This window comes from Vitiosangium sp. GDMCC 1.1324, from assembly GCF_003044305.1.
GTDB lineage: Bacteria > Myxococcota > Myxococcia > Myxococcales > Myxococcaceae > Archangium.
In genome coordinates this window covers 22,714-39,006 of sequence record NZ_PZOX01000036.1, presented here as the reverse complement: position 1 = coordinate 39,006, position 16,293 = coordinate 22,714, and the positions used below count along the sequence as shown (strand labels likewise).

Annotated in this window: 17 protein-coding genes; 8 read left to right on the top strand and 9 right to left on the bottom strand. The window is 70.0% G+C overall.

What is annotated here, in order from left to right; translation table 11 throughout:
- The first annotated feature begins 37 nt into the window (after positions 1-37).
- The 3 genes from DAT35_RS54510 (at position 38) to DAT35_RS54500 (ending at position 2,476) form a co-directional block, all read left to right on the top strand.
- A complete protein-coding gene (locus DAT35_RS54510; protein ID WP_108077407.1) occupies positions 38-1,474 on the top strand; it encodes a glycosyltransferase family 39 protein in 1,437 nt (478 codons plus the stop codon).
- 87 nt (positions 1,475-1,561) lie between these two features.
- Positions 1,562-2,014, top strand: a complete 453-nt coding sequence (locus DAT35_RS54505; protein WP_108077406.1) for a PaaI family thioesterase — start codon at positions 1,562-1,564, stop codon at positions 2,012-2,014.
- Between the two features lie 3 nt (positions 2,015-2,017).
- The gene (locus DAT35_RS54500; protein ID WP_108077405.1) at positions 2,018-2,476 is read left to right on the top strand and encodes a PaaI family thioesterase; all 459 of its coding nucleotides are present in this window, start codon (positions 2,018-2,020) and stop codon (positions 2,474-2,476) included.
- A 1-nt stretch (position 2,477) separates the two neighbouring features.
- On the opposite strand, the gene DAT35_RS54495 is transcribed toward DAT35_RS54500, so the two are convergent.
- Both DAT35_RS54495 and DAT35_RS54490 read right to left on the bottom strand, forming a co-directional pair.
- Entirely contained in the window at positions 2,478-3,068 is a 591-nt protein-coding gene (locus DAT35_RS54495) for a DUF2059 domain-containing protein (protein ID WP_108077404.1), read from the bottom strand.
- 83 nt (positions 3,069-3,151) lie between these two features.
- Entirely contained in the window at positions 3,152-4,567 is a 1,416-nt protein-coding gene (locus DAT35_RS54490; RefSeq protein WP_108077403.1) for a serine/threonine-protein kinase, read from the bottom strand.
- 95 nt (positions 4,568-4,662) lie between these two features.
- Here DAT35_RS54490 and DAT35_RS54485 point away from each other — a divergent pair, with 95 nt between their 5' ends.
- Complete coding sequence (locus tag DAT35_RS54485) at positions 4,663-5,199, top strand: DUF418 domain-containing protein (protein ID WP_108077402.1); 537 nt, start codon at positions 4,663-4,665, stop codon at positions 5,197-5,199.
- A gap of 58 nt (positions 5,200-5,257) precedes the next feature.
- Here DAT35_RS54485 and DAT35_RS54480 read toward each other — a convergent pair whose 3' ends face one another.
- Entirely contained in the window at positions 5,258-5,659 is a 402-nt protein-coding gene (locus tag DAT35_RS54480; RefSeq protein ID WP_108077401.1) for a VOC family protein, read from the bottom strand.
- 93 nt (positions 5,660-5,752) lie between these two features.
- Between DAT35_RS54480 and DAT35_RS54475 the strand changes: the two genes are divergently transcribed.
- A complete protein-coding gene (locus DAT35_RS54475) occupies positions 5,753-6,454 on the top strand; it encodes a YafY family protein (protein ID WP_108077400.1) in 702 nt (233 codons plus the stop codon).
- Positions 6,455-6,569: 115 nt separating this feature from the next.
- On the opposite strand, the gene DAT35_RS54470 is transcribed toward DAT35_RS54475, so the two are convergent.
- Positions 6,570-7,304, bottom strand: coding sequence for a glutathione S-transferase family protein (locus DAT35_RS54470; RefSeq protein ID WP_108077399.1), 735 nt, complete (start codon positions 7,302-7,304; stop codon positions 6,570-6,572).
- Between the two features lie 113 nt (positions 7,305-7,417).
- Here DAT35_RS54470 and DAT35_RS54465 point away from each other — a divergent pair, with 113 nt between their 5' ends.
- The 3 genes from DAT35_RS54465 to DAT35_RS54455 all read left to right on the top strand — a co-directional run bounded on the left by DAT35_RS54465 (position 7,418) and on the right by DAT35_RS54455 (position 10,561).
- On the top strand, positions 7,418-8,071 hold the full coding sequence (locus tag DAT35_RS54465) for a YdeI family protein (protein ID WP_108077398.1): 654 nt from the start codon (positions 7,418-7,420) through the stop codon (positions 8,069-8,071).
- 88 nt (positions 8,072-8,159) lie between these two features.
- Positions 8,160-9,194 carry a hypothetical protein gene (locus DAT35_RS54460; RefSeq protein ID WP_108077397.1) on the top strand — a complete coding sequence of 345 codons (1,035 nt, stop codon included), beginning with the start codon at positions 8,160-8,162 and terminating at the stop codon, positions 9,192-9,194.
- A gap of 149 nt (positions 9,195-9,343) precedes the next feature.
- The gene (locus tag DAT35_RS54455; RefSeq protein ID WP_108077396.1) at positions 9,344-10,561 is read left to right on the top strand and encodes an adenylate/guanylate cyclase domain-containing protein; all 1,218 of its coding nucleotides are present in this window, start codon (positions 9,344-9,346) and stop codon (positions 10,559-10,561) included.
- Between the two features lie 77 nt (positions 10,562-10,638).
- Here DAT35_RS54455 and DAT35_RS54450 read toward each other — a convergent pair whose 3' ends face one another.
- From DAT35_RS54450 to DAT35_RS61630, 5 genes are all read right to left on the bottom strand, one after another.
- Positions 10,639-11,064: an EscI/YscI/HrpB family type III secretion system inner rod protein gene (locus DAT35_RS54450; protein WP_233262265.1), complete on the bottom strand. Its 426-nt coding sequence runs from the start codon at positions 11,062-11,064 to the stop codon at positions 10,639-10,641.
- 201 nt (positions 11,065-11,265) lie between these two features.
- Complete coding sequence (locus DAT35_RS54445) at positions 11,266-11,808, bottom strand: hypothetical protein (protein ID WP_108077395.1); 543 nt, start codon at positions 11,806-11,808, stop codon at positions 11,266-11,268.
- Positions 11,809-11,996: 188 nt separating this feature from the next.
- A complete protein-coding gene (locus DAT35_RS54440; RefSeq protein ID WP_108077394.1) occupies positions 11,997-13,163 on the bottom strand; it encodes an NAD(P)/FAD-dependent oxidoreductase in 1,167 nt (388 codons plus the stop codon).
- Between the two features lie 7 nt (positions 13,164-13,170).
- The gene (locus DAT35_RS54435; RefSeq protein WP_108077393.1) at positions 13,171-13,860 is read right to left on the bottom strand and encodes a TetR/AcrR family transcriptional regulator; all 690 of its coding nucleotides are present in this window, start codon (positions 13,858-13,860) and stop codon (positions 13,171-13,173) included.
- A 270-nt stretch (positions 13,861-14,130) separates the two neighbouring features.
- Entirely contained in the window at positions 14,131-16,056 is a 1,926-nt protein-coding gene (locus DAT35_RS61630) for a M20/M25/M40 family metallo-hydrolase (protein ID WP_108077392.1), read from the bottom strand.
- Positions 16,057-16,293 lie beyond the last annotated feature (237 nt).

The window sequence follows — 16,293 nt, the reverse complement described above, 5'->3', positions numbered from 1 at the left end:
CAGCCCGGACGCGCTGCGGTATGAGGTCCCCGCCCCGATGTCCTCCTCCCCGCCCTCGCGCCTGCCGGGCCCCACCGCCTGGGCCGCGCTCGTCTTCCTCGGACTCACCACCGCCACCTGGTGGCCCCATACCGACCTCGGGGACTCGCAGCTCTACCAGGTCGTCTCGCGCCACATGGTCGAGGATGGCTCCTGGCTCGCCCTGCGCTACCTCCCCGACGTCCACCCGCGCTTCTTCGAGCACCTGCCCTTCGGCTTCTGGCCCTTCGCGCTCGTCATCCGCCTCTTCGGCGAGCCCGCCCTGCGCCCCCTGTGCGCCGCCTTCTCCCTGGGCACCCTCCTGCTCACCGGCTCCGTCGCCCGCCGCGCCGCCGGTACCTGGGCCGGCGTCACCGCCATGCTGGTGCTCTCCTTCCCCGATGGCTTCTTCATCCGCGGCGGCCACCCCTTCCTCGAGCCCCTCCTCCTCCTGCTCGCCACCGCCTCCGCCGTGCCTCCGCTGCTCGGCACTCCGCGCGCTCGGGACTGGCTCGTCTGTGGGCTGCTCGCCGCGGGCGCCTGCGCCGTGAAGGGGCCCTTCGGCCTGCTCCCCTTCGCCGGTGCCACCGTCGCCCGCGCCCTCGTCGATCGCTCCTGGAAGGTGCTCGTCGTGGGCACCCTCGTGGGTGTCGCCGCCACCGTGCCCACCGTGCTCTTCCTCGCCACCCACGCGGACTGGTGGGAGGGCTACGTGCGGCACCAGGTCCTCGCCTCCGCCGCCGGTGAGCGCACCGATGGACAGCTCTCCTGGTACGTCCCCTGGAGGACCGTCGTCAGCCGCTTCTGGCCCGGGCTGCCCCTGCTCACCGCGGGCGGGGTGCTCGCGCTCGGCCGGCCCGCGCGTGCCTTCCGCGCGCTGCTCCCCGAGGGCACCCGCGATGAGGCTCAGGTCCGCCGCTCCGCCCGCGTGCTGCTGCTCGCGAGCCTCTTCATCCTCACCGCGCTCTGCCTCCCGAGCCGCAAGGTGTGGAACCACTCGCTCGTCGTCTTCCCGCTGCTCGCCATGCTCGTGGGCGTGGGCGTGGGCCCGTGGCTGGAGGCCCGGCTCACGCCTCCCGAGCGCGCACGCCGGGCCCGACTCGGGCTGGCCGTGCTCGCACTCACCGTGCTGGCCGCCTCCGCCGCGGGCGCGGGAAGGCTGCTCTTCCCCAGACCGTGCCCCGCCTCGGGGACGCTCGCGCCGGAGCTCGCGGACGTGCCGCCCGGAGCCTCCGTGCTGGTGGTGTCTCCCCGCCACGAGTGGACCACCGTGGCCGCGTTCGCCGTGGAGCGGCGCTGGTCGCCGTGGCGTCTCACGGAGCTCGGCTCGGGGCTCGCTCCCGGAGGCCCCTCCGAGGCCCGCGTGGCCTTCGTCGCCGACGGAGCGCCCGTGAGTGACCCGGCCTGGCACGAGGTGGGCCGAGATGGCCGCTGGCGTCTGCTGCGCCGGCCCTGAGCCCATGAGCCCCCATGCCACCTGGCGGACACCAGGGGCGCATTTCACGCTCGCACGGAGCGGTGAAGCTGTTATCCATTCCCGCGCATGGCGAACGACGACGCGTTCCCTCCCGACAAGCTGCAGATGATGGAGAGCATCAACCGCTTCATCACCGATTCCGTCCCGCACAACCACGCGCTGGGCCTGAGCGTGGAGGACCTCGGAGCGGCGGATGCGACCATGAGGCTGCCCTACTCAGCGAAGCTGGTGGGCAACCCCGAGACGGGCGTGCTGCACGGCGGCGCGGTGACGACGCTCATCGACGCCACGTGTGGCATCGCCGTCTTCATGAAGATGGCGCGCCTGGCCCGCATCGCCACGTTGGACCTGCGCATCGACTACCTGCACCCGGCCACGCCCGGCAAGGACCTGCTCGCGCGAGCCGAGTGCTACAAGCTCACCCGCGCGGTGGCTTTCGTACGAGCGTTCGCTCATCACGGGGACCCGAACAACCCGGTGGCCTCGGCGCAGGGCACCTTCATCATCGTGGAGGACTGAGCCATGGAGAGCACACCCTCGGGGACTCCGACCCGCATCGCCGACATCCTCCGCCAGGTGCGCCAGTCGGGCGACTACCGGCTGCTGACGGACGCCATTCCGTACACGCGCTTCCTGGGAATCGGCGTGGAGAACACCACCGGCGAGGTGCTGTGCCGCATGCGCTACGCGCCCATGCAGATTGGCAACAGCTCCATCCCCGCGCTGCACGGGGGGACGCTGGGCGCGCTGCTGGAGTCCGCCGCCATCTTCGAGCTGCTCCTGCGCACCCAGGAGGAACGCGTGCCCAAAATCATCAGCATCACGGTGGACTTCCTGCGCTCGGGCAGGCCGCAGGACACGCTGGCCAAGGCCACGATTACGCGGCTCGGCCGGCGCGTGGCGAACCTCCAGGTGCAGGCCTGGCAGGAGGACCGCTCCAAGCCCATCGCCAGCGCCACCGCCCTGTTCCTGCTGTCGTGAGCTAGAGCTGCTGGCCCTCGTGGCGCACGGCCTTGAGCTCCCGCTGCCGCTCCTCCTCCGCGAGCGCCCGCAGCGTCTTCTCCGCGAGGTTCATGCCCCACTGCTCGCCAATCTCCTTCGCCTCCTCGAGCAGCCGGGGCTGGGCCGCGAGGAAGCGCTTGCCGGCGGGGGACTCGTGGAAGGCGATGGCCGCGTCCAGGTCCTCCTCGGACAGGTGCTTCATGTACACGGGCACCAGCAGGTCCACGATGGACTCCTCCTCGGCCACCTCGCGGAACTTCTCCATGAAGCCAGGGGGAATGTGGGACATCTGCGAGAACTGGGTCGTCATCAGGTCGAGCATCTGCTTGCCCGAATCCTCCGCCCCCGTGAGCACCATCAGCCTGCGCACCTTCTGCTCCTTGCGCCGCCGGGCCTCCGGTCCACTGGCGCTCGACCTGGCCGCGGGAGCCTCGGAGACAGCGGCCGGCGGCGAGGACTCCGGCGACGGGGCCGGAGCCGCGCTCGTGCTCGCGCCCGAGTGCGCGCAGCCCACCGCGAGGACCGCGAGAAGACACCACCGCCAGGACGCCAGGGAATTGAAGGAGCGCAAGGAGCAGCCCTCCGCGACGAGAGGACTCCCACGATAGTCCCCGTGCCCACGCACCCGTAAAGGGGGCTCGCACGCCCTCGGGCTCAGCGAGGGCGCACCGTGACGGTGTACGTCCGACGGGAGCCGTCCCGAGACCACACCAGCATCGACACGGTGCCGGGCCCGATGGGCTCGATGCGCAGCATCTCCTGGCCCAACGCCTCGACGTTCACGACATCCATGGTGCCCACGGCGACGCGCTGCACTCCCGGCATCTTGAACTCATACCGTGAGCCCATCTCGAGGATGAGGGGCACGGCCTCGGGCAGCTCCGCCACCACCACCGGAGGCTTCCGCGTCCGCTCCACCACGACGTCCGCCCCGGCGAGCAACAGCCCCGCCCCCACCACCCCGGTCAGCACCGGACGCCAGCGCGGCGCCGGAGGCCGGGCCAGCTCCGCCAGCAGCGCGTCCATGGAGGGGAAGCGCGCCTCGGGCTCCAGCGCCAGCCCCCGCTCGAGCGCGGCCTTCACGGACCCCGGCAGACGGAGGCTCCGAGGCACCGGCACCCGCTTCCAGCGCGCCTCGCCCCGAGCCCGCGCGTCGAAGGGACGCACCCCGTACAGCGCCTCATGGAGCGCCACACAGAAGCTGAACTGGTCCCCGCGGGCGTCCAGCTCGCGGCCGGCGAGCTGCTCGGGAGACATGTACGCGGGAGTCCCCGGCACCGCGCCCGCACGGGTGAGCACCTGCGCGGAGTCCTCGAGCACCTCTGCCTCGGGGGCTCCACCGCCCGCCCCGGCTCCGTGGCGCACCAGTCCGAAATCCGTGACGCGAGGCCGTCCGTCCGCGCCCACCAGCACGTTGGCCGGCTTGAAGTCCCGGTGCACCAACCCCGCGCGGTGGGCTGCGGCCAGGCCCTCGCCCGCCTGGATGAAGAGCGCGAGCACCTCGCGCCATGGCCGCTCGCGCTGCCGCAACCAGTCCGCCAGCGTGGAACCCTCCACCCGCTCCATGGCGAGGAAGACGCTCCCACCCTCCGTCCCCAGCTCGAAGAGGGGCAGCACGTTCGGATGCGCGAGGCGCGCCATCGCCTGGGCCTCGCGCACGAGACGGGCCCGGCCCTCGTCCCCGCCGCCGCCGGGACGCAGCAGCTTCAGCGCTACCGTGCGCCCCAACCCCGGGTCTCTCGCGGCGTACACCACGCCCATGCCGCCCTGGCCGAGCAGCCCCTCGAGCACGTAGCGGCCGACCCTGTCTCCCGGCCCCAGGGTGGGCGCCTCGGGGTGCATGGGCAGCGTGGGCGAGCCCGTGTCCAGGCGCGTGGGAGCGCTCGCGGTGTCGGGCCCGGAGTCCTCGGACGCCACCACCGCCACCAGGGCCCGGCACGTGGCACACCCATCCAGGTGCCGTTCCACCTCCGGCGCGTCCGAGAGGGACAGCGAGCCAGAGGCGAAACCCGCGAGCACGTTCTCATCCGGGCACCCGTCCGGCGCGCGGAACCGCGATTCCAGGGACATCGAGACGGAATCCTCGCAGGCGCGCGCCACAACGGGAAGCACGCGGTGGTGAAGCGAGCTTGACGCCCGACCGTGGGCACCCGTCTGCTCGCGTCATGTCCGGACCCCTCTCTCCGGCGCCGGGCGCGAGCACCGACGCCCGCCCCGTGGATGCCAGCGAGCGCGTCGTCCTGCTCGACGTCCTGCGCGGCTTCGCCCTCGGGGGCGTCTTCGTCTCCAATGCCTACTGGCACCTGAGCGGCCGGGGACTCCTGCCCCGAGCCAGCGAAGAGGCCTTGAAGGCCACGAAGGTGGACGTCGTGGCCGACTTTCTCTTCGAGCAGCTCGTGGCCGGCAAGGCCATGTCCCTCTTCGCGCTCCTCTTCGGGCTGGGCTTTGCCCTCCAGATGTCACGCGCGGAGGAGCGCGGTGGCTCCATCGTCCCGGTGTATGCCCGGCGGCTGGGCGTGCTCCTGGGCATCGCTCTCACGCACCGCTTCGCGCTCTGGTACGGGGACGTCCTCACCACCTACGCGCTCATGGGCTTTCTGCTCCTGTGGATGCGCGAGCTCCCCGATCGGCGGCTGCTCGTCTGGAGTCTCGTGATCATCTTCGGTGCGCCGGTCGCGGGTACCGGCAGAGAGGGATGCTGAGGGGTGCCGCAAGGTGGAGAGCCGGGAGTGATGCTCCCGGGCGGTGGACAGACCGCGCCTATCGAGCGAATTTCGCGATCGCTTCCTTCGTGACCGGCGTGAAGAAGTTCACCAGGGTGCCATCGGGATCGCGGAACAGCAGCGATCTGTTGCCCCACGGCATGGTGGTGGGCTTCTGCACCAGGGAACCGCCGATGACATCCGTCAGCCTCCGAAACGATTCGTCGACGTCGTCGACGCGGAACTCGATGATGGCGGTGTGGTTGTCGGCGGGCCGGGCGATGTTGCCGCCGAACAACTGGAGCGTGCGGGTGCTACCTATCGCGAGGGTGCAGGCCGGCGTGAGCAGCTCCGCGAAGTCCTCGGTGTACCGGGTCGCCGGCAGGCCGGTGATGCGCTCGTAGAAGCGAACCAGGCGCTCGATGTCGGCGGTGATCAGGCGGATCGAAACGAAGTTCATGCGTGTCCTCTTTCGGTGGTCGGCCACTGATGTGTCCGTGGACCCGCTTGTAACGAGGGGCTGCTGCCAGCATGCTGTCAGCAGCGAACCGCCATGCGCCGCGCCGATCGCCTGTTCCAGATCATCCAGATTCTCCGGCGCTCCAGTCAACCCGTGACGGCTGGCGCTCTGGCCGCGGAGCTGGAGGTGTCGAAGCGCTCCGTCTATCGCGACGTCGCGGACCTCATCGGACAGCGGGTGCCGATCCGCGGCGAGGCGGGGCTGGGCTACGTACTCGAGCGCGACTTCGACATGCCGCCGTTGATGCTCACGCCCGCGGAGCTCGAGGCCGCGGTGCTCGGCGCGCAGTGGGTCGCCGAGCGAGGCGACGCCGAGCTCGCGAGCGCGGCGCGAGACCTCGTCGCCAAGATCGCCGCGGTCGTGCCGGAACGGCTGCGCCCGTTCATCACCGAGCCGACCATCGGCGCCCCGCCGGCCATGAGCGCCGCCGTGGATGGGCTGGACATGGCCCGCACCCGCGAGTGGATCCGCAGCGGGCGGAAGATCCACATCCGCTATCGGGACGACCATGGCCGGGAGAGCGAGCGGACAATCTGGCCCGTCGTCATCGGCTATGCCGAGACGGTGCGACTGCTCGCCGCCTGGTGCGAGCTTCGATCGACTTTCCGGCACTTTCGAACCGACCGCATCCTCGCCGCCGAGTTCCGCGACGAGCGTCACGGCGCGCCTCCGGGCGACCTGCGGGCGCGCTGGCGGCGCCATTTCGAGGCCGAGCGCGGCGTCCGCTTGCCCTAGCCACGGGCCTCGCGTCCGCCCACCGCGCGGCGGGAGCCGACCTCCTCCGCGCGACACGCGCCACGCCGTGCTGCTCGAGTTCTTTGACACCAGCGGCACCATCGTCCGCACGGACTCACGGCTGGCGGTGCTTCGCGTACAACGCGTCCCGCCACTCGACCAGGTCCGGGAAGGCGGAGGTCAGCGCTTCGTGGCGCCATGTCTCGCGCATCGCCGGACCCAGCGGCAGCCACCTGTCCGCCACGGGCTCGACGAGCTGGACCATCGCGGACGCCGTGACGTCCGCATACGTGAAGCCGCCCTCGAGGTAGGGGCGGCCATGCAGCTCCGCGCGCAGCTGCTCCAGCGCGGGGAGGACCGTCTCGCGCAGGGCCGCGTCCGGGTCGGAGTCCGCGCGGTGCTTGCTCGCGATGAAGCGCGCGCCCATCGCCGCGCTGGGCGCGAACACGCCTCGCAAGGGGCCCGGGATGAAGCCGGGCAGGGTCTCCCGCTGGACGGCGGAACTGCCCGCCATGCGCCGCACCACGCTCGACCGGCCGATGGCGAGCACCCGGTCACTCACCGCCTCCCAGCGCTGGATGGTGGGCAGCGCCGCCTCGGGGAACAACGGCGCGCCCTGGCCCCGCGCCTCCGCGCGTCGGGCGATGGCGAAGGAGCCCGTCGTGGCTCCGTCGTCCTCGACGAGCAACGGCACGGACGGGCGGGAGCCCTTCGGCGTGCGCCAACGCAAGGCCAGCTCGCCAAGGAGCGGCGTGTGCTCGCGATAGCGATACTCGACCCGGTGGTGGTCCAGCGCCCAGCGGGCCTTCTCCGTCCAGGGGGAGTAGCCGATGCCGTAGAGGGTTCGCATGGGAGAGAACCGTACGCCGGTCGAGGGCGGAATGGGAGACTGCGCCGCCCTGGCGGATGCGCAAAGAGTCCTCCAGCCGCGAGCCGAGGGGGCCATGGTAGAAACCGGCCCCCATGAGCCCCGCGAAGAAGAAGGCGCCGACCCCCAGGAAGACCGCGCCGCGCGCCGCCCCGGCGTCACAGGTCGAGCTGTCCTCCGACGGCCTGCCCATCATCGCCTTCACCAGCGCCGACACGTGGGAGGCCTGGCTCTCGAAGAACCACGCCAGTGAGAGGGGCCTCTGGCTGAAGCTCTCGAAGAAGGTGGCGGGTGCGCCCGCGCTCACCTACGCCGAGGCGCTCGACGTCGCGCTCTGCTGGGGATGGATCGACAGCCAGAAGAAGGGCTTCGACGACACCGCGTGGCTCCAGAGGTTCTCGCCCCGGGGCCCACGCAGCATCTGGTCTCAAATCAACCGTGAGAAGGTCGCCGCGCTCATCGCCGCGAAGCGGATGCAGCCCGCCGGGCTGGTGCATGTCGAGCGCGCGAAGCAGGACGGGCGCTGGGACAACGCCTATGCCTCGCAGAGCAAGGCCTCCGTTCCGGAGGACCTGGAGGCGGCCCTGGCCGCGAATCCGCGCGCCAAGGCGTTCTTCTCCACACTCGACTCGGCCAACCGTTACGCCGTGCTCTTTCGCATCCACAACGTGAAGAAGGCGGAGACGCGGGCGCGGAATATCGTCCGGCTCGTCGAGATGCTCGCCCGGCACGAGAAGCTCCACCCATGAAGCCCGAAGTCCCCAGCACCGGCCCGGTGGCGGACGGCGTCTCCTCTCTCCCGCCTGCTGCCGCCGTCCTACGTCTTCGAGGGCATGGATGATCGATCTCGAGAAGCTTGCCGCCGTTCCCAGCCCCATCCCACTCCGGAGCGCCGAGGTCGAGCGCGGGATTGCCGATTCCATCGCCTACCTCGGCTCGGATGCCGCGCAGCGCAGCCTCGAGCTCGATCCGTACTGGCCCAAGTGGCACTCCCCGTGGTGGCACATGCTGCTGCTCCACGAGCTCGGCGAAGCACGCCAGATCCCGGCGCGCGCCTCCGCGGCGATGGCCTCGAGGGTCGATCGCCTCTTGCACCTCTTCCCCATCCACCCGAGCGATGCTCCGGGCGCCGACCTGCAGCGCGACAGTGCCTGTCATTGCGCCCTCGGCACGATTTACCCGGTGCTGGCCGCGTGCGGCATCGACGTCGAGCGCGCACTGCCCTGGGTCAGCCCCTGGTTCGTGCGGTACCAGATGGCCGATGGCGGCCTCAACTGCGACAACACCGCGTACCTTCAGACCGGCGAGTGCCCGAGCTCGATGGTCGGGACTGTAGCGCCGCTCGAGGCCATGCTGCTCGGCGGAGCCGGGCCGAGCGAGCAGCGCACCTTTGTCGCTCGCGCCGGGAGCTTCATGCTCGCTCGAGCCCTCATCCACGGCTCGCAGACCGTGCACAACGCCGAGGAGCGCGGTGCGGCGGAGGCCTGGCGCGCGCTCACGTTCCCGCGCTTCTACTTCTACGACGTGCTGCGCGGGCTCGCAGTCCTGGTGCGGTGGGCCGAGGCGACCGAGCAGCGGCTGCCGGTGGCCGCGGTCGCCACCGTCGTCAATGCCCTCGTCGAGCGCTGGCCCGACGGCGTCGTGCGCGTCGAGCGCCAGGCCCATGCCGGGAAGACCACGATCCTCCCGACGGCCGATCACTCGCCCAGCCCGCGCGCGCTGGCCTCGACGTTCCCGCTGCTCGACGCGACGAGCAGGCTCGGCGAGCCGTCCGAGGCGCTGACGCGGCAATGGTCCGAGGCCCGCGCCGGCTTGCTCCGGCTCGCCCACGCGGGGCGCCTCGTCGCCGAGTCCAGGACTCTCGGGTGCTGAGTCGGCGAGCAGGTTGCCCGCCGCCTCGAGCCGAATCCCTCGTGCGGGAGCTGGCTCAGGGGCGCGGGCGCACTGACGCATGAGCGCGACCCGGTCGGCACACCCGAGCACTGAGCGGACGCGCGGCTGTCGTAAGCTCTCCGGAGACCATGAGTGACACCGCCACTTCCTACACCCATGCGCTCGAGGAGGAGCGACTCCGGGGCGCCGACCGGCTGATGGTGTTGCGCGTCCTCGGGATGCTCGGCTGGTTCCTGGCCATGGCGCGCGAGCCGAGTCAGTCGGCGGGGGCCTCCGTGGTCCCCACGGTGGGCCTCGGCCTGGCCGCGGCCACGCTGCTCTGGCTCCTCGCCAGGCGCTTCCCTGGGGTCCGCCGCGCCAGCTTCGCCGCCATTCCGCTGCTGGACCTGCCCATCGTCTTCTTCGCCCAGTCGCGCGGCATCGCTCGCAGCTCGGTCCCCCTGCTCGCCGTCGGGTTCACCGCCTGCCTGTTGATGAGCATCATCATCCTCTCGCAGGTGTCGATGCGGCCCCGCACCATCCTCGCCACCGCGCTGGCCGGCATGGCGGTGGAGATCGTCCTCCTGGTCCGCTACCACGTGGGCGGCTACTGGCTGAACGTCGTGCTTCTCTTCGGGCTCGCCGCGGCGCTGCTCGTCTTCGTCTCCGGCCGCAATCAGGCACTGCTCCGGCTCGCCGTCCGCGAGCAGGTCATGCGGGACCGGTTGGTGCGCTACTTCTCTCCCCTGGTGGCCGAGCGCATCATCGCCTCGGGAGCGGGGACCCAGGAGGGGGAGCACCGCGAGGTCACCCTCCTGTTCGTGGACCTCCGCAACTTCACGTCCCTGGCCGAGGAGATGGAGGGGGCGCGCGTGGTGGCGCTCCTGAATGCCTACCACCGCGCGATGGTGGAGGTGCTGTTCCTGCATGGGGGAACGCTCGACAAGTTCCTGGGCGACGGAATCATGGCGTACTTCGGTGCGCCCCTGGAGCAGCCAGACCATGCGCGCCGCGCGGTGGCGTGCGCGCTGGGGATGGTGGAAGCCCTCGAGCGGCTGAACGCCGAGCGGGTGCACTCGGGCGAGGTGCCGCTGCGGCTGGGCATCGGTATCCACACCGGGCGCGTGGTGCTGGGGGACATCGGCACGGACGAGCGGCGTGAGTACACCGCCATTGGCGACGCGGTGAACGTCGCCTCGCGCATCGAGGGGCTCACCAAGGCCCACGGCGTGCCAGTGCTCGTCTCCGAGGAGACCCGCGCGCGTACCGGTGGCGCCTTCGCCTGGCACGAGCTGCCGGCCTCGGCCCTCCGGGGTAGGACCGAGCCGGTGCGGCTCTGGGTGCCGGTGTCCCCACGAGAGGCGTAGAGGTCAGAGAATTCGTGCAGAGCACCGCAGCTGCGGACTGACTGCTTGAGCAGGAGGACGGCCTCCTCCGCCGCGCGCTACACCTGGGTCTTCAGCACGTCCTTGAGACCGCTGGTCCCCTTCTCGACGACCTTGCTGACCAGGTCCAGCTCCAGCGTGTAGCGCGACATCGAGGCCTGGAGCAGCAGCAGCTCCGAGTTGGAGAAAGTCGCGCCCGACGCCGCCCGCTGGATGAGCTGATCCAACTGGACCTGTCCCTGCTCCAGCGACGACAGCGTCCGCGTGACGAAGTGGAACGAGGGACTCTCGGCGCGCTTCACCCCCTCTACGGCGCGCACGGACTCCGCGGGCCGCGCGGCGCCCACCGCCTGCGCCTCCCTCGCCGTCTCCGCGAGCACGCCGTCGAACCTCGACGGCTCTCGCTTCTCGGCGGATGCCACTCCCGGGGCCTGAGCGGACGGTGAAATCAGCTCGACGGGAATGCCTGTCATCGGGCTCGTCATGACGCGCTGCCTCCAGTGCGAGGGGACTCGTGTGTCACGGCCGAGTATCCCTCCTCGGCCTGACACGCCGCGTGCCACGCCCCGCGCGTTCGTTCCACTCACCCGAGAAGCGACACACCCTGGGTCTCGCGGAGCGTCGACGACGACTACGAGTCGTATGACCCGGGCCTCGTGGTCAAGGTGATGAAGGCGAAAGGAAGGCTACTTCGTGGGCTTGACGGACAGGCACATCTCCTTGAGCTCCTTGAGGTGGGAACCGGGCCCGGTGCAGTGCGCCTTCACCTGCACCTCCTTGCCGTTGCGAGTCACGTCGACGGAATAGGTGTCGTAGTCCGGGCCGATGACCACCAGGTAGCCACGTGGCACCTCTCGCTGCTCGGTGACGTTGCCCTTCGGGGCTCCCTGGGGGCGCAGCGCGAGGGCGGCCTCGACGGCCTTGTCCAGGTTGGTGTCGGGCGTGAGCTCGTCCAGCGTCACCACCTTGATGGTGGCATTGAGCTTCACGGAGTCCGCGGAGAGGAGCGTGGCGTAGGACGTACTCCACTCATCCCGCTTCTCCGTGACCTCCCCGGGCACGTTGATGGTGAAGCCCTTCGGGTCTGACCTCTCCACCGCTGGGGTGCTTCTTCCCGCGGTGGACTTGCTGGCGGCGCTCTTCGTGGGCTTCTTCTCCTTGGCGGCCGCCGGAGTCGCGACCAGCACAGGGAGGAGGGTGCTGAGCACAATGGCTCGGATGGACGTCATCGGGTCCTCCTGGGGCAGCATTGGTTCCCTGGCTTTACCATGGAGGGGCCGTAGGCCACCCGGTGTTTGCGCTCGAATGCGGCGCTCACGGGTCAGCTGGCTCCAGGACCGTGTGGCGTGTGCACCAAGGGGGCTACGCAAGAGGCACCGCGCCGACCCTAGCAAACGAGGAGGCGGGGCCCTGGAAATCACCCCTGGCGGCGCCTCACGAACTCCACCATCGCACGGGGCGCATCCGCGGCGATGGCGCCCTCCAGGCCCTCGGCCGAGGCCATGGCGGCCTCCTGCGCGCGAGGCAGCATCACCGCTTCGTAGCGACGCACCGCAGTCTCGAAATCGGGCGCTTCGCTGAGGGCGACACCCAGCTCGGCCCCGTCGAGCATGGCCAGGTTGGCGCCCTGTCCCGCGAAGGGAGACATGACGTGGGCGGCGTCACCGAGCAGCGTGAGTCCCGGACGGGTCGTCCACAGGTGGGGGACCGGAAGCGCATACAGCGGCCGTGGAACGAAGCTGTCTTCGCAGTCGCGCAGGAGGGCGAGCAGCGAGGAGTCCCAGTCCGCGAACAACTGGAGCAGCGTCGCACGCGCCGCGCGGGCATCCTTCAAGTCGATGCCGACCTTCACCCAGTCCTCCGGGACCCGGGCGGCCACGTAGACTCGGACGTGCGCATTCGAGTTGCGCTGGGCGATGAGCCCCTTGTTGTCCGAGAGGGCGAGCATGCTGCCCCTCCCGACGAGCGCGGAGAGGTGGGGATGGCGGCGGTCGACGTCATTGAAATCCACCTCGACGAATGTCACCCCCGTGTACTGGGGCCGTGCCTCGGAGAGCAGGGGGCGCACGCGTGACCACGCCCCATCGGCCCCCACGATCAGGTCGAACGTTTCGGTTGTCCCGTTGTCGAAGAGGGCTTCATGGCGGCCCTCGCCCACGGGGCGCACCGCGCGAAGCGAGTACCCCCATCGGACCACGCCGTCGTTCAGCGATTCCAACAGCAGACGGCGCAGGTCGCCGCGGTCGATCTCGGGGTGGTGACTCTCACCCGGCTCGGCCCGCTGCTCGAACACGACAGCGCCCGTCTTGTCGAGGATGCGCTCGTCCTGTCCCTCGGGACGGGCGAGGGCGGAGAACTGCGTGTCCAGGCCCGCCAGCCGCAGGGCCACCTGTCCGCTGTCGGCATGCATGTCGAGCGTCCCGCCTTGAGGCCTCGCGGTCGGAGAGGCCTCCTGCTCGAACACCGTGGGAGTCAGCCCGCGCATTTGCAGGACGCGAGCCAGGACGAGGCCTCCCGGTCCTCCACCGATGATGGCGATGCGAGGCGAGCGGGATGATGACTTCGAAGAGTGAAGAGAGCTCATGGGTTGCTCAGGTGCGGGGAAGCGGGGTCTTGAGGATTCCAGTGATGAGGACCTCGAGGGCCCACGTGACGCGCGTGGAGCCTCCCGACAGCAACTCTTCGCGGAGCGCATGGACTCGAGGGAACTGCTCGGGAGACGCCAAGCGGATGGCCCGGGTGACCGGTCCGAGCGGGTCTTCTTGTTGGCGGTGGTGGCTCTGTTCGGCCGCGACGGCGGTGACGTAGAGGGTGATGAGATCCACCGCCCACGCGGCCACGGCGGGCTCCAGCCCCGCTTCATCGAACAGGCCCAACAGGGCCTCGAAGATGCGCAGGGCGTGAGGCCCCGCCGCAACCGTTGTCATCGCGAGCTGCGCGAGCCCGGGGCGTTTGAACAGCACCTGGAGGTAGGAGCGCAGCAGCGCGTCGAGCCGCTTCCGCCATGTCCCCCGCGTGCTTGACGGAAGCTCGACGTCGGCCAACGCCTGATCCAGGACGAGTGCCTGGAGCGCCGGGAGGTTCTCGACATAGACATACAGGGACGCGGGCCCCGTATGGAGTTGCGCGGCCACCTTGCGCAGGCTCATTCCCTCCAGGCCTTCACTCGCGAGCAGCTCCAGCGCTGCCTTCACGATCGCCTCGCGACTGAGCGGCTCCTTCGCGGGGCGGTTCCGACGACTGACGACTTTTCGCGCCTCGAACGGGTTCTTCGTGCCCATGCAACGAACGGTATTCGTAACGAACGGTGTTCGTCAAGTTCGGGTCGAAGCGCTCGAAAGGGGTGGTGCACCGGCGGCGCGCCCTCCCGGGTGGTGTCCGGGCTGGTGTTAAAGACTCCGGGCCTTTGACACCTTCCCAGACACCTTCCCAGGCTCTCGCCTCACGTCTGGGATGTCAGGTGGGGTCTCGCCGCCGGGCGCACCCACGAAAACGCCCGAGAGCCATCAGGCTCCCGGGCGTCCGGACTTCAGGGCTGCTTCAGCGCGCGGCTAGTAGGTGCCCTTCATCGTCACGTTGGTGTACGCGCTGTAGCCGTACGAGCAGGCGTACCAGGTACCGGCGCTCGGGTTGCTGATGGTGCAGCTCTCGGTGCTGCCGCTGAGGTACGGACGGCAGTTGTAGGTGCTGGTGGTCGGAGCGGAGCCGAACCTCACGTACAGGTCCGCGTCGCCCGTGGTGCCGCTCTTGCCCGTCTGGTTGAAGACCACGCTCGTCGTCCCCGTCGGCACGGACAGCGTATTGCAGGTCCACGAACCCGTGGCGCCCGAGTACTGTGCCGACTCCACCCCGTTGCTCAGCGTGCCACCGCCGCCGCCGCCGCCACCGGTGCTGTACGCGCCCTTGAGCGACATGCCCGAGGCGGCCGAGTAGCCGTTGAGCTTCACGTAGTACGTGCCGGCGCTCGGGGTGGCGAAGGTGCAGGTCTCCACATTGCCGGACTTGTACGGACGGCAGTCATAGGCGGAGCTGGTCGGCTCGGAGCCGAACTTCACGTACATGTCGGCGTCACCCGTGCCGCCGCTCAGGTCGAACGTCAGGTTGCTGGCGCCCGAGGGCACCGCCAGGGTGTAGGCGCAACTCCACGTGCCCGCGTCCACGGAGATGCCGGACACCGTCACGCCGTTGGAGAGCGTCACCGGAGTACAGGGCGGGGGGCCACTATCGTCCACCGGCGGCGGGGTGTTGCCGGTGGTGGCGCCCTTGGCCCGCTCACCCATGAAGGACACCGCCAGCTTGGAGAACTTCACCGAGTTGCTCGCCGTGCCGCCCATGAACGTCAGCGTGTCGCCCGTGGTGTGGATGTTCGGGTTGTCCGTCGTCATCGTTGCCTCGAAGGGCATAGAGGCCGGGAAGCCCGCGCTGTTCCACGAGGCGTGGTCCGAGCAGCCGTAGCCGCACGTGATGTTGGTGTACGTCATCTCCGGCTGGTACGTGGAGATGAGGCTGGTGACGAAGGCGTTCTGCGTCGCGTTGGTGTTGTCCGTCACCATCGCGAAGTCGTAGCTGGAGCCCTTGTAGTTCGTCATGTCGAGCTGCAGCACGCCCACCACGTTCACCAGATTGCTCTTGTGCCAGTTGGCGATGTCCGCCGAGCCCTTCAGGCCCACCTCCTCGGCGGCATAGGCCATGAACTTCACCGTGCGCGCCGGCTTGTAGCCCGTGGCCATGGCCACCCGGAAGGCCTCGGTGAGCGAGGCCACGCCCGAGGCGTCGTCATCCGCGCCCGGCGCCGCGAGGGTGGAGCCCCCCGTGTTGATGGAGTCCAGGTGGCCGCCGAGCACCACCACCTCGTTGGGGTGCGTGGTCCCGATGATGGTGGCGATGACGGACGGCTGCGGCGAGACGGTGCTGGTGTGCGTGAAGAACGCCACCGAGACGTCGGTGCGCCCGTTGGCGAGGGTGGTCCACTCATTCTTCAGCCACGTGGCCGCGTCGGTGCCCGACTGCACGTTGTAGCGGCGCGACGTCCAGTTGGTGGACAGCGTATTGATGGTGTTGCGGATGTTGAGCTCCTGCACCCCGCTCAGCATCGCGTTCACCGACGGGGCGTTGTTGAGCGTGTAGGCCGCCAGCGATGCGAGGAACTGCGGGGCGCTGCTGGCCTCCACGGCCGCGCGCGCCTGCGCCTCCGAGTCATGGGCGATGAAGCCCGCGCACCGGTTGAGCTTGGAGTGCATCGCCTCGGACAGCTTCACCAGGTGCGACTCGGGCACGCGCAGCACCGCCACGCCGCCCTTCTCGAGCGCCGGAGCGGGCAGCGCCAGGCCCTTCTCCTTGAACGAGGCACGCGCGGGCCCCAGCGCGTCCGTTCCAATGGAAATCCACACCTCCTTCTCCTTCGGGGGGGCCTCGGCGAACGCGGGCGCGGCCAACGCGAGCCATACCGCAACTGAACCAGACTTCCTCATTCCCATACGCTTCTCCTCGACGCGGGTACTTCCTCGTGAAAGCTCCACTCGAACGAAGACGCCCGGGGCCATGCATGAGGCTCCCGGGCGTCCGGACTTCGCGGCTGCTTCAGCGCGCGGTCTGCAGGTGTCCTTCATCCGTACCAGGCGCCGGCTCTCGGGTTGCGTCGCTGGTGGAGCGGGTGCCAACGCTTCAGCAGGAAACGTGCCATTCCACCAAGGCGCATCACTCCACCGAGGTCC